Raw genomic sequence first — 13,355 nt, forward strand, 5'->3', positions numbered from 1 at the left:
ACCCGCCGGCGCCGCTTCATGGCGCGGGCCCACCACTGCGGACCTCCGCGGGCGCACCCCAGGTGCCGCCCGTTCCCGTTTCCGGAGGATCCATGTCCCTGCAGCTGCAACCGTTCCGCCCGCGCCTGCTCGATGCCCTGAAGGGCTACGACCGCGCGAAGTTCGTCGCCGACGTCTCGGCCGGCCTCACCGTCGGCGTGGTCGCGCTCCCGCTCGCGATGGCCTTCGCGATCGCCTCCGGCGTCAAGCCCGAGCAGGGCATCTTCACCGCCATCGTCGCCGGCTTCCTGATCTCGGCCCTGGGCGGCTCGAACGTGCAGATCGGCGGGCCGGCCGGCGCCTTCATCGTCATCGTCTACGGCATCGTCGAGCGCTACGGCCTGACCAACCTGCTGATCTCCACCGCGCTGGCCGGCGTGCTGCTGTTCGCGATGGGGGCGCTCAAGCTCGGCGCCCTGGTGCGCTACATCCCGGTGACCATCATCATCGGCTTCACCAACGGCATCGCGGTGCTGATCGGGCTGTCGCAGGTGAAGGACCTGCTGGGCCTGGAGATCGCCAAGCTGCCGGCCGATTTCTTCACCCAAATCGGCGTGCTGGCGGCGCACGCGAACACCTTCAACCCGATGGCGCTCGCGATCGGGCTGGCCTGCCTGGCGCTGGTGGTGGTATGGCCCAAGTCCTACACCATGCCGCTGGACAACATCGGATGGCGGCACCGCCTGTACCGCCTGGCCGCGCACGTGCCGGGCACCATCGTCGCGCTGGTGCTGGCCACGCTCGCCACGGCGCTGCTGCACCTGCCGGTGGAGACCATCGGCAGCCGCTTCGGCGGCATCCCGCAGAGCCTGCCGCAGCTCGCGTTGCCGCCGTTTTCGTGGGAGAGCGCCAAGCAGCTGGTGATCCCGACGATCACCATTGCGCTGCTCGGGGCAATCGAGTCGCTGCTGTGTGCACGCGTGGCCGACAACCTGATCGACGCGCCGCGCCACGACCCGAACCAGGAGCTGATGGCGCAGGGCGTGGCCAACATGGTGGCGCCGGCCTTCGGCGGCATCCCGGCCACCGGCACGATCGCGCGCACCGTCACCAACGTGCGCTCCGGCGCGGTCACGCCGATCGCCGGCATCGTGCACGCGCTGACGCTGCTGGCCATCGTGCTGGTGGCCGCGCCGCTGGCGCTGCACGTGCCGCTGGCGGCACTGGCCGGCATCCTGCTCTTCGTGGCCTGGAACATGGGCGAGTGGCGCGAGTTCGCGCGCCTGCGCCATTTCAGCCTGCCCTACCGCACCATCCTGCTGGGCACATTCTTCCTGACCGTGGTGTTCGACCTGACGGTGGCGGTCGAGGTCGGCCTGGTGCTGGCCTGCGTGTTCTTCATCTACCGCATGAGCACGCTGTTCCGCGTGCGGCCGCACGACCCGGCCGAGCTGCCGCCGGGCGTGCAGGTGTTCGAGCTGTTCGGCTCGCTGTTCTTCGGCGCGGTCGGCAAGATCGAGGCCCTGCCGGCCCAGGTGGGCGAGGGCACGCGTGCGCTGGTGCTGGAGATGCACCGCCTGATCTCGCTGGACACCTCGGGCCTGGACGCGCTCGAGCAGCTGCACCGCACGCTGAAGAAGCGCGGCGTGGCGCTGGTGCTGGCCAACGTCAACGAGCAGCCGCTGTCGCTGATGCGGCGCTCGGGCTTCGACGCCGTGCTCGGCGAGGACGCGATCGTGCCGAGCGTGGCCGCCGCCTTCGAGCACGACTCGCTCAACCCCGCGGCGCCGGCGCGGTGATGTGAGCTGAGTTAAGGGCCGGTTAAAGCGGTGCGGCGACACTGCGCACCGATGACGTTCCGTGCCGTCCTGATCGCGCTGGCGCTGCTTGTCGGCGCAGCGCAGGCGCCGGGGCAAGGCCACCCCGCACCGGCGCTGCCCTCGTTCGCCGACCTCGAGGCGGCGGGCGTGCGCATCGGCGAGGTGCGCGTCAATGCGCAGGACATCTTCGACCTCGCCAACCCGGAGGAAGACTACCGGCTGTTCCGCTGGGCCAACCAGCTGCACGTGCAGACCCGGCCGGGCGTGATCGAACGGCAGCTGCTGTTCCGCTCCGGCGACCCGGTCTCGGCGCGGCTGATCGACGAGACCGAGCGCATCCTGCGCGCCAACCGCTACCTGTACGACGTGCAGATCCGCCCGCTGGCCGTACACGACGGCGTGGTCGACATCGAGGTGCTGACGCGCGACACCTGGTCGCTCGACCCCGGCATCAGCGCCAGCCGCCAGGGCGGCGCGAACACCGGCGGCATCCAGCTGCGCGAATACAACCTGCTGGGCACCGGCATCACGCTCGGCCTCGGGCGTTCGAAGGGCGTGGACCGCTCGGGCAACCAGTTCCTGATCGCCAAGGAGCGCAGCTTCGGCGGCTGGACCTCGCTGTCCTACAGCCACGCGACCAACAGCGACGGCAAGCGCGATGCCGCCAGCATCGTGCAGCCCTTCTACGCGCTCGACGCACGCTGGGCCGCCGGAATCAGCGCGCTGCGGGACGACCGGATCGAGTCGGTCTACGACGCCGGCGAGGTGGTCAGCCAGTACCGCCACCGCGAGAAGCAGGCCGAGCTGTTCGGCGGCTGGTCGAACGGGCTGGTGGACGGCTGGGTGAACCGCTACAGCCTGGGCGTCGCGCTGCAGCAGGACGAGTACGCCTTCGAGCCGGGCCTGCCGGCGCCGGCGGCGCTGCCGCGCGACCGGCGCCTGGTGACGCCCTTCGTGCGCTACGAGCTGCTGGAAGACCGCTTCGAGAAGGAGCTGAACCGCAACCTGATCGGGCGGCCCGAATTCTTCGCGCTTGGCCTGGCGGGCAGCGTGCAGCTCGGCCGCGCCAGCCGCGGCCTCGGCTCGAGCCACGATGCCTGGCTGTACGCGGCCGCCCTGTCGCGCGGCTTCCGCCCCGCCGGCGAGCAGACACTGATCGCCGCCGCCAGGCTCGCGGGCGAGTTCTCCGGCGGCCAGGCGCGCCGCCAGCGGCTCGGCCTGCAGGCGCAGTACTACGTGCCGCAGGGCAGGCGCTGGCTGTTCTTCGCCGGCGGCGCGCTCGACGTGGCCACCCGGCCCGCGCTCGAGGACCTGCTGCAGCTCGGCGGCGACAACGGCCTGCGCGGCTACCCGCTGCGCTACCAGAGCGGCACGCGGCGCGCGCTGTTCACGCTCGAGGAGCGCTTCTACACCGACCTGTACGTCTGGCAGCTGTTCCGCGTCGGCGGCGCGGCGTATCTGGACATCGGGCGGGCCTGGGGCGGCGAATTCGTCAACCGCGCCCACCCGGGCTGGCTGAAGGACGCCGGCGTCGGGCTGCGCATCGTCAACATGCGCAGCGCGTTCAGCAACGTGCTGCACGTCGACCTCGCGTTCCCGCTGGACGCGGATGTGGATGTGCGCAAGGTGCAGTTCCTGGTCAAGAACCGGACCAGCTTCTGAACGGCCGCACCCGGCCGTGCGTCAGGGCTTCTTCCAGAACCGCTTCGCGTCGGCCAGCGCCAGCAGCGCCGGCGCACAGTCGGCCAGGCGCTGCTCGCGGCGCGCGGCCAGCCAGCCGAGCGCGAAGGCACTGGCCGCATCGCTGCCGGCCGCAGCGCGGTAGCCCGCCAGGCCGACGCAGACGTCGTTGAACGCACCCAGCCGGTCCTGCAGCAGGCGCAGCGGCTGCAGGTAGCGGCGCACCTTCTTCGCCTCGAACAGCGGCGCCGCGAACTCCACCGCGTAGCGCAGCCGCTTGACACGCTTGCGCAGGCGGTGGCGCGCCTCGTCGTCGAGCTCGGCGAAGCGCGGCGCCTGCGCTGCCACCTGCTTGTGCCAGCGCTGCAGCATGCCGGCCAGGTGCGGCTTCAGCGCGGCGGGCTGCGGCGCCGCGTCACCCGGCTGCAGCGCCTGCAGCAGATCCAGCAGCAGCGCCTGGGCCGCGGGCGCACGCAGCACCTCGGCCGGCGAGGCCGCCTCGGGCGCAGCCGGCAGCACCGGCGCGGCCAGGTCGAGCCCGAGCGCCGCGAGCGCGCGCTGCAGCTCCTCGTGCAGCGGGCCGGCGATGGCGGCCTGGTCGCGCGCCGCCCCGAGCCGGCCGAACAGCGTCGCGGCGCCGGCGGCCAGCGGGTCGTCCGGGCGGTCGCCGTCGAACAGGCGCAGCGCGCTGCGCAGCCGGCGCAGGCCGACGCGCAGCTGGTGCACGTGCTCGTCGCCGTGCACGCCGCTGGCCACCGCGCTGGCGTTGTCGAGCACCTGCTCGGCACAGGCCGCCAGCACCGCCCGCCGCCCCGCGGCGAGGTCGGCGCCGGCCGGGTAGGCCGGCGGCCGCGCCATGGCCGCCGCGGCCTGCGCCTCGCCGCGCGCCAGGCGTTCGCCGCGCTCGGCCTTGCTCTGCAGGTCCAGCCACAGGCCGTGGCGGCCGACCCAGCGGCGCGCCTGCGCGATCACCAGCGCCGGGCTGCCCCGCAGCAGCTCGATCTCCAGCTCGCGGACCGGCAGCGCACGATCGCCGGCCAGGAGGCGGCCGCGGTCCAGCGCCAGCTCGAGCGCGCCGCCGCGCACCCGCAGTTCGCGCTGCGTGCGCCGGATGTCGGTGCGGAAGACCGGCTGCAGCGCATCGGGCGGCAGGCGGCGCAGCACCGCGTCGAGCCGCTCGCCGGCCGGCGTCCCGGCGTGCAGCGCCGGGTCGACCGCCGGCGGCTGCGCCGCCCCGCCTTCGCGCGGCACGTTGTGCTCCAGGCGCTGCAGCCGGTCGGCACCCAGCGCCTTGAGCGTCTGCACCCAGCGCGGCCCCTCGCGGCGCAGGCGCAGCGCGATGCCGGCGCGTGCCAGGGCACGGTCGGCGCTGTCGACGTAGACCGCCTGCAGGCGCACGGTGCGCGCCACCGGCGTGCCCACGGCGGCAGCGACACCGCGCAGGCGAGCGGCGGGGACCTGCAGCTTGAGTTCGGTTTCGGTCATGGCGCGACGGGTGAGCGGCTTGCGATATGCTTTCCCGCAACGATTCTGACGGACATGGGACTGCTCGACGACCTCAAACGCCAGGCCGAGGCCCTGCAGGCCCGCCAAGGCATCGACACGGCCGCGCTCGAGCGCAACACGCAGCTGGCCGACGCCGCCTGCAAGACGGCCTTCACCTACCTCGACACGCTGGTGCGCCAGCTGATCGTGCTCAAGCCGGTGTCGAAGACCCGCTACGAGCTCGACCGCAAGACCCGCCTCGAGGGCCTGCCGATGACGCAGCTGAAGGTCGACGCGCGGCGCAAGATGCTGCGCGGCCAGGAGGTGTTCGACCATGTCGTGGTGCACGGCCGGCTCGCCAACGGCCAGCGCCTGAACCTGGTGAAGGACTTCCTGCCCGACATCGAGAAGCTCGAGCCGCGCCTGCGCGCCAGCGGCGCCCCGGTCAACGCCCAGCCGGTGCGCCACCCGGAGAGCAACAAGCTGGTCGAGATGCGCTACGAGGTGCCGGTCGACTTCGTGATCTCGGCCCGCTTCACCCCGGACCACGACCGCGCCTGCATCGGCATCCGGGTGCAGAACTTCGACGGCTTCGAGACCGTCGACCTGGAGCTGCCGGCCACCGAGATCGGCACCACGCGCCTGGACGAGCTGGCGCGCTGGCTGCTCGGCGAGCCGCACCGCTTCCTCGACGGCGCGCTGGCACTCAAGCGGATCGCGGCGTAAGGCCGGCGAAAGTCGGGGTGGGCTGCCCCGGTAAAATGCCGGGTCCGACTCCGCCGCCACCCGCCATGCCGCTCTTCTGGAAGCCGTACAAGTCCGAGGTCACGCAGTTCCTCGACGAACTGAAGCGCCAGCGCCCCACGCTCGAGGACGAGCAGCGCGCCGGCCGCGCCCTGCTGTGGGACCGGCAGATCGACCGCAGCGCGCAGGCCGAGTACCGCGAGGCGCGTGTGCCGCAGCAGCCCTACGTCTACCAGAACAAGCCGACGCTGGGCCGCTGAGCGTGGCCAGCGACATCGCCGTTCCGGAAATCCCGGCGCCGACACCCGACGCGCAGGCGCTGCCGCCCGCCTCGGTGGACGCGGTGGCGGTGGCGCGGCTGTACGGCGAGCCGCTGTTCACGCTACCGCAGGACCTCTACATCCCGCCCGACGCGCTGGAGGTCTTCCTCGAGGCTTTCGAGGGCCCGCTGGACCTGCTGCTCTACCTGATCCGCAAGCAGAACTTCAACATCCTCGACATCCCGCTGGCCGACGTGACGCGCCAGTACCTCGCCTACATCGAGCAGATCCGCAAGACCAACCTCGAGCTGGCCAGCGAGTACCTGCTGATGGCGGCGATGCTGATCGAGATCAAGTCGCGCATGCTGCTGCCGCCGAAGAAGACGGTCGACGGCCAGGAGGCGGAAGACCCGCGCGCCGAGCTGGTGCGCCGGCTGATCGAGTACGAGCAGATCAAGCTGGCCGCCGCGCGGCTGGACGCGCTGCCGCTGCTGGGCCGCGACTTCCTGCGTGCGCAGGTGGCCATCGAGCAGTCGCTCGCGCCGCGTTTCCCGGAGGTCGAGCCCGACGACCTGCGCGCCGCCTGGGCCGACGTGCTGCGCCGCGCCAAGCTCAACCAGCACCACACCATCACCCGCGAGCAGCTCTCGGTGCGCGAGCACATGAGCATCGTGCTGCGGCGCCTGCAGGGGCGCCGCTTCGCGCTGTTCGAGGACCTGTTCGACACCACGCGCGGCCCGCAGGTGCTGGTGGTCACCTTCATCGCGATGCTCGAGCTGGCGCGCGAGCGGCTGCTCGAGGTGACGCAGGCCGAGGCCTTCGCGCCGATCTACGTGCGGCTGGCCTACGAGCCGAGCTGAACCCCTACCTTGCGGGAGCAGCGCGGCACGCCCGCGTGCTAACTTGCCCGGCTCGAAGGGCGCAGCGCGCCGGAGGGGATGCCGATGGGCCTGCTCGCACTGCTCAAGCTGCCGCCGCTGAAGCGGCCGCCGGGCGCGCAGCAGCAGAGTTCCGGGTCGGCGCCCGGCGACGCGCGGCTGCAGGCGCGCACCGAGGCGCTCGCCGTGCTGACGCAGCTGAGCAGCCTGGCCCACGGCGGCATCGCCGACGCGGCGCTCGCGGCCAAGGCCGCGAAGGACCTCGCCGCGCTGCAGGCCTCGTTCGACAACGCCGACAAGCTGGCCGCCGATGCCGCCGCCATCAAGGCCTTCGCCGCGGTGCGGGCCGCCGCGGCCAAGCCGCTGACGCGTGCGCAGGGCTACCAGCAGCTCGCCGGCTGGCAGGAGACGACCTGGAAGCCGCTCGCCGCCGGCGTGGCCACCGCGCTCGCCGGCATCGGGCCGGCCGCGCCGAAGAAGGCCGTGCAGGCAGAGTTCGACAAGCTGGACGCCGCCCGCAAGGCGAAATACGGCGCCGCCGACCTGGCCGGCCTCAAGGCGCTCGAGCCGCGCACCAGCCGGCTCGCTGCGCTGGCGGCGCGCCTGGCACAGCGCTCGCCGGAGATCGATGCCGAGCTGGCGCGGCTCGACGGCGTGGTCGGGAAGCTCGCCGCCGACACTGCCGGCACGCTGCCGGCACGCCAGGCCGAGTTGGCACAGCGCAAGGCGAACGCCTGGCCCGACGGCGCGACGCTCGACGCGATCGAGGCCTCGCTGGCGACCTTCGACGCGCTGCTGCAGGCGCACGCCAGCGCGGTGACTGCAGCGAAGGCGTCGCAGGACGCCCGCATCGCGTTCGAGTCCGCGGCGGCGCGCGCCAAGGCGCTGGTCGACGATGCGGTGCGTATCGCCGGTCGCCCGAACGTGCTGCCGGCCGCGCTCGCCGGCCGCTTCGCCGGCGCGCGCAAGGCGGTCGACGATGCGGTGGCGGCGCTCGACTGGCCGGCGGCCCTGGCGGCGCATCCGGCGCTGGTCGCTGCGGCGGCGCAGGTCGGACAGGCGTCTGCCGCGAAGAACGCCTTCGACGCGGCACTCGCGAAGATTCAGGCCGACGTGCTGAAGGCCCGCGCCGCGGTGAACGCCGGCACGCCGCTGCCCGGCACGCTGGCCAAGGACTTCCAGGACGCCGACAACGACGTCAGCCACGCCCAGGGCCTGCGCGACTGGGCACAGGCGCAGCGCCTGTTGCCCAACCTCGCGACCCGCACGCGCGCGCTGCTGGACATGCAGCACGACGGCCGCAAGTTCTACGAGGCGCTGAATCCGTACCTCGCGGTGCGCCAGCGCGCCAACGTGGCGCTCTCCGCCGGCGGCGGCAAGGTACAGCGCGACAACGCCCGCCTGAGCATGCTCGGCACCACCTACTGGCAGGCGGACAAGGCGATGACCGCACTCGCGGCCGCCAAGGAATGGGGCGACGCGAAGAAGGCGATCCCGGCGATGAGCGCGGCCGCCTTCGAGCTGGTCAACGCGCAGGCGAGCTACGACAGCGCCCGCGTGCCGTTCGACACCGCGATGGCGGCCGTCACCAACCGCTGGACGGCCGACGGCATCGCCGACGCTCCCAAGCCGGCCTACGCCGCGCCGGCCGCGGCCTACGTGAAGCTGCGCACGCAGCTCAACGACGCCGCCAACGCCGGCGACTTCGCGAGCGCGATGCCGCTCGTGCCGCGCCTGCAGGCGGCCATCGACGCGCTGCTCGCCGCCAAGCAGGCCGACGACCACGCCAAGGCCGCGTTCGACAGCGCGTTCAATGCGCTGGCCGGCTATGCCGAGGCCAAGGCGCTTCAGGGCAACGCCGCGCTCGCGCTGGCCGAGAAGGTGCACGCGTTCAACCTCGCCGACCAGGCGATGACGGCGGCGCGCGACAAGAACGACTGGGCCGCCGCCAGCGCGGCGGTGCCGGCCGTGGCCGCGGCGATCGCCGCGCTGAAGGCGGCGCAGACGGCCTTCAACGGCGCCTTCGGTGCGGCCGACGAGGCGGCACTGCGCGCGAAGATCGACGCGCTGAAGCCACGCACCGACCGCGCGAACGACGCGCCCGTGCCGAAGTTCGTCGAGAAGGAACAGCAGGAAGTGCGCGGCAAGCTGGCCGACGTCGAGGCACGTTTTTCCGAGCGCGATTTCGCCACCGCGCAGGCCGAGATCGGCACGCTCGAGCAGCACCTGCGCGGCATGGAGCACGCCAAGGGTCTCTACGACGCACACAAGAAGAAGTTCGACGCGGCCAAGTCCGGGCCGATCGCCGCGGCGCTGGCCAAGCCGCTTGCGCCGCCCAAGCTCGATGCCGACCGCCGCCGCGGCCTGGCGGCGAGCGAGGCGGCGATCGTCGCGCTCGCCGACGCCGGCCAGCTGTCGCGCGCCGACGCGGCGATCGGCAAGTGGCAGGTCGAGGCGCAGGGCTGGGGCGAATCGAAGCAGGCCTTCGACGCGCTGACCGGCGGCAACCCGGACGTGGCCACGCTCGAGAAGCTCGCCAAGCAGCCCGGCGGCGAAGCGGTGCTGGACAAGCTGATCGCCAACCTCGACCCGAACACCACGCCGAGCAAGGTGCTGGTGACTGCCATCAAGGCGCGCTACGGCTTCGACCTGAAGCGTTTCACCGACAAGAACAAGGACGACCGCGACCTCGACGACCTGCACGGCAAGAACCCGAACGCACCCGATCCGGACGTGCAGAAGCTGTACGCGCTGATGGCGAAGATCCCGGCCAAGCGCATCAAGGGCAAGATCGAGCAGATGGTCGTCTACAGCCAGGACGAGAGCCGCGGCGTCTACTACCCGGACAAGAAGATCTACCTGGCCGCCGACCGCCCGGGCAAGACCGGCGGCACCTGGGACGACCCCGACGAGGAACGTTTCGGGGTCGAGGGCAAGGTGCTGCCGCCGGGCGAGAAGGTCGCGCCGGGCTGCGAGCCGAAGGACCCGCACGTGCCGGTGCCCGAGTTCGACTTCGTGCTGATGCACGAGGTGGGCCACGCCGAGGACGACGGCCAGAAGTACATGGACAGCCGCACCGGCGCCGACGGCGTGGCCGGCGACAAGGCCTACGGCGGCTGGGCCACCGAGAGCCCGAAGACGATCTCGCGCGTCGCCGCCGCGCACTTCGACTACGACCAGGACTACCTCTGCGACACGCTGGAGGACAAGGGCAACCAGCCGCCCAGGCGCAAGCCGAAGGCACGTTCGGGCGTCGGCGAGGACGAATGGGAGCGCCGCCGCGTCGCCGCGCTCACCTGGTGCCGCATGATCCGCGCCAAGGCGAGCCCCTGGTCCAGCGGCGCGGTCGTCAAGCAGATCGCGATCGGCACGCGTGTCTACCAGGAGGCGTACAACGACGGGCGCTGGTACAGCTACGAGCTCGCGGCGCGCGCCCAGGGCATCACCGCCTACCAGTTCCGCGCACCGGGCGAGTGGTTCGCCGAGCTGTACGCGGCGCATTTCGCGAACAAGCTGAAGCGCGAGCACCCGGCCATGAAGTGGCTGGCCGGCTTCAAGGCGCCGGAGTAGGCGAAGGAGCGCACGATGTCCGTCTTCCGCACCGTCGACCTGCCCTGCCCCGCCTGCGGCGCGGCGGTGGGCTTCGAGCTGGTCGCGAGCGTGAATGCCGACCGGGCGCCGGCGCTGCGCGCGGCGATCCTCGACGAGAGTTTCCAGCGCGAGGCCTGCCCGGCCTGCGGCACCAGCTTCCGCGTCGACCCGCGTTTCTCGCTGATCGACCACGGCCGCCGGCTGTGGATCGCCGCGCTGCCGCTGGCCGAGCGGCGCGGCTGGGAACGCGCCGAAGCTGGGGCGAACGCGGTGTTCGAGCGTGCCTACGGGGCCGGCGCGTCGGCGACCATCCGCGCGATCGGCGCCACGCTGCGCCGGCGCGTCACCTTCGGCTGGGCGGCGCTGCGCGAGAAGCTGCTGTGCGACGACCTGGGCCTGGACGACATCACGCTCGAGCTGACCAAGATCGGCCTGCTCGGGCGGGTGGCGAGCGCGCCGATCGCGCACGATACCGAGCTGCGCCTGCAGGGCCTGGCCGACGAGCGGCTCGTGTTCGCGTGGATCCGCGCCGCCGGCGAGACGCCGATCGAGTGGCTGCAGGTCGAGCGCAGCGCGTACGACGAGGTCGCCGCCGACGCGGCCGGCGACTGGGCCGAACTGCGCGCCGAACTGGCCGCCGGGCCGTTCGTCGACACCGGCCGGCTGACGATCGCGAGCACGGCGCCGTAGGCGTCCATCAGGCGGCCTGATGAGGGGCCACGAAAGTCCGATCGGCGCGCCCGCCAGGCGGGCACTACCATCGTGCCACCCCCATCACCGGAACGTCCTCCCATGCGCTTCCCCGCCCATCGCCTCCTCGCCCTGGCCGCCGCTTGCGCGCCGCTGCTGGCCGCGGCCCAGGCCGGCTCGACGCTCGACAAGGTCAAGTCCAGCGGCGCCATCACCGTGGCCTACCGCGAATCGTCGATCCCGTTCTCGTACCTCGACGACAAGGCCCAGCCCACCGGCTTCGGCTGGGAGATCTGCGGCCGCATCGTCGACGAGGTGAAGAAGGCCACCGGCCGCGCCGACCTGAAGGTGGCCACGCAGGCCGTCACCTCGGCCAACCGCATGCCGCTGCTGATGAACGGCACGATCGACATCGAGTGCGGTTCGACCACCAACAACAGCGAACGCGCCAAGCAGGTGGCCTTCGCGACCAACTACTTCTACACCGGCACGCGCTTCCTGGTGAAGGCCGGCACGAACGTCAAGTCGCTGGCCGACCTGAAGGGCAAGACGGTGGTCTCGACCACCGGCACCACGAACTTCAAGATCCTGCGCAACCTCAACGAGGAGCAGAAGCTCGGCATCGACCTGCTCGGCGCGAAGGACCATGCCGAGTCGGCGCTGATGGTGCAGAGCGGCCGCGCCGTGGCCTTCGGCATGGACGACATCCTGCTCTACGGCCTGAAGGCCAGCTCGGCCAACCCGGCCGAGCTGGCGGTGGTGGGCGATCCGATCCAGGTCGAGCCGTACGCGATCATGCTGCGCAAGGACGACCCGGCCTTCAAGAAGCTGGTCGACGACACCTTGGCTGCGCTGATGAAGAGCGGCGAGTTCGAGAAGCTCTACAGGAAGTGGTTCGAGTCGCCCATCCCGCCCAAGGGCATCAACCTGCAGGCGCCGATGAGCCAGGAGCTGAAGGACAACCTGAAGGCGCTGTCGGACAAGCCGGCCACCTGACGCAGCGGCGCCGCGGGGCGCGGACAATCGGCGCATGAAGTACCTGCACACGATGGTCCGCGTGACCGACCCCGAGGCCTCGCTGCGCTTCTACCGCGACGCGCTCGGCCTCGAACTGGTCCGAAAGATGGACAACCCGGGCGGCCGCTTCAGCCTGTACTTCCTGGCCGCCCCCGGCCAGCCCGAGGCGCAGGTGGAGCTGACGCACAACTGGGACCCGGAGGTCTACACCGGCGGCCGCAACTTCGGCCACCTGGCCTACGCGGTGGACGACATCTACGCCACCTGCGCGCGCCTGCAGGCGCACGGCGTGACGATCAACCGCCCGCCGCGCGACGGTCACATGGCCTTCGTGCGCTCGCCCGACGGCATCTCGATCGAGCTGCTGCAGGCCGGCCGCCCGCTGCCGCCGGCCGAACCCTGGGCCTCGATGCCGAACACGGGGTCGTGGTGAACACGGCCGCCTGGCCGGCGCACCGTGCGGTGGCCCACCTGCCCGGCTCGCTGCCGATGGGCGGCGTGGTGCCCGACACGCCGATCCACGCCTTCGAGACGCCGGCCGAGGCGCTCGCGCTGCGGCCCGACCGCGGGCTCGTGCCGACCCGCCACGACATCGAGCTCGGCGGGCTGCTCGCCTTCGAGATCCGCGGCCTGCTGGCAGCGGACGAGGCGGACGCGATCGTCGCGGCGAGCGAGCGCTTCGGCTACCGCGAGGAGGCGCCGGGCATCGCCACGCCGCCGGGCATGCGCCTGAACAAGTCGGTGCACTGGGTGGCCGACCGTTCGCTGAGCGGTCCGCTGTTCGAGCGCATGGCGCACCTGCTGCCGCCGGCGATCGACGGGCTGCGCCTGCACCCGCGGCTGTCCGAGCGCATCAACATGTACCGCTACGACGACGGCGACGTGTTCAACCGCCATGTCGACGGCGACTGGCCCGGCTTCGGGCTCTCGCCCGACCGCCGCTCGATGCTGCAGTGGCCGGGCCTGCGCTCCTGCCTGACCATGCTGCTCTACCTGAACGGCCCGGACGACGGCGTGCAGGGCGGCCAGACGCGGCTGTACCGCCCCGACGGCAGCGCACACGACGTGACGCCGGCCAAGGGCAGTGCGCTGTTCTTCCGCCACGGCATGGGGCCCGGCTCGGTGCTGCACGTCGGCTGCCCGGTGCGCGGCGACGTGCCGAAATACGTCGCCCGCATCAACGTGCTGTACGAGGCGGGCTGAACGCCCGC

At 72.2% G+C, this 13,355-nt stretch carries 11 protein-coding genes; 10 read left to right on the forward strand and 1 reads right to left on the reverse strand.

Annotated features, from left to right (window positions below):
• The first annotated feature begins 92 nt into the window (after positions 1 to 92).
• On the forward strand, positions 93 to 1,778 hold the full coding sequence (locus D9C15_RS08970) for a SulP family inorganic anion transporter (protein WP_127997103.1): 1,686 nt from the start codon (positions 93 to 95) through the stop codon (positions 1,776 to 1,778).
• A 51-nt stretch (positions 1,779 to 1,829) separates the two neighbouring features.
• Positions 1,830 to 3,461 (forward strand): BamA/TamA family outer membrane protein, encoded by a 1,632-nt coding sequence (locus D9C15_RS08975; protein WP_127997104.1) that lies wholly within the window; start codon positions 1,830 to 1,832, stop codon positions 3,459 to 3,461.
• A gap of 21 nt (positions 3,462 to 3,482) precedes the next feature.
• Here D9C15_RS08975 and D9C15_RS08980 read toward each other — a convergent pair whose 3' ends face one another.
• Entirely contained in the window at positions 3,483 to 4,964 is a 1,482-nt protein-coding gene (locus D9C15_RS08980) for a CYTH and CHAD domain-containing protein (RefSeq protein ID WP_164886688.1), read from the reverse strand.
• Positions 4,965 to 5,018: 54 nt separating this feature from the next.
• Here D9C15_RS08980 and D9C15_RS08985 point away from each other — a divergent pair, with 54 nt between their 5' ends.
• From D9C15_RS08985 to D9C15_RS09020, 8 genes are all read left to right on the forward strand, one after another.
• The gene (locus D9C15_RS08985; RefSeq protein ID WP_164886689.1) at positions 5,019 to 5,690 is read left to right on the forward strand and encodes a hypothetical protein; all 672 of its coding nucleotides are present in this window, start codon (positions 5,019 to 5,021) and stop codon (positions 5,688 to 5,690) included.
• A 65-nt stretch (positions 5,691 to 5,755) separates the two neighbouring features.
• Positions 5,756 to 5,968, forward strand: a complete 213-nt coding sequence (locus tag D9C15_RS08990; protein WP_127997107.1) for a DUF3460 family protein — start codon at positions 5,756 to 5,758, stop codon at positions 5,966 to 5,968.
• A gap of 14 nt (positions 5,969 to 5,982) precedes the next feature.
• Positions 5,983 to 6,828: a segregation and condensation protein A gene (locus D9C15_RS08995; protein ID WP_375138765.1), complete on the forward strand. Its 846-nt coding sequence runs from the start codon at positions 5,983 to 5,985 to the stop codon at positions 6,826 to 6,828.
• Positions 6,829 to 6,912: 84 nt separating this feature from the next.
• Positions 6,913 to 10,416 carry a hypothetical protein gene (locus D9C15_RS09000; protein WP_127997108.1) on the forward strand — a complete coding sequence of 1,168 codons (3,504 nt, stop codon included), beginning with the start codon at positions 6,913 to 6,915 and terminating at the stop codon, positions 10,414 to 10,416.
• A 15-nt stretch (positions 10,417 to 10,431) separates the two neighbouring features.
• Entirely contained in the window at positions 10,432 to 11,127 is a 696-nt protein-coding gene (locus tag D9C15_RS09005; RefSeq protein WP_127997109.1) for a CpXC domain-containing protein, read from the forward strand.
• 102 nt (positions 11,128 to 11,229) lie between these two features.
• Positions 11,230 to 12,123 (forward strand): amino acid ABC transporter substrate-binding protein, encoded by an 894-nt coding sequence (locus tag D9C15_RS09010; RefSeq protein WP_127997110.1) that lies wholly within the window; start codon positions 11,230 to 11,232, stop codon positions 12,121 to 12,123.
• Positions 12,124 to 12,157: 34 nt separating this feature from the next.
• Positions 12,158 to 12,577, forward strand: coding sequence for a VOC family protein (locus D9C15_RS09015; protein ID WP_127997111.1), 420 nt, complete (start codon positions 12,158 to 12,160; stop codon positions 12,575 to 12,577).
• Positions 12,574 to 13,347, forward strand: coding sequence for a 2OG-Fe(II) oxygenase (locus D9C15_RS09020; RefSeq protein ID WP_127997112.1), 774 nt, complete (start codon positions 12,574 to 12,576; stop codon positions 13,345 to 13,347). The genes D9C15_RS09015 and D9C15_RS09020 overlap by 4 nt, the downstream gene beginning before the upstream one ends.
• Positions 13,348 to 13,355: the final 8 nt, after the last annotated feature.

The sequence above is a fragment of the Piscinibacter defluvii genome, assembly GCF_004011805.1.
Classification (GTDB): Bacteria; Pseudomonadota; Gammaproteobacteria; order Burkholderiales; family Burkholderiaceae_C; genus Piscinibacter; species Piscinibacter defluvii.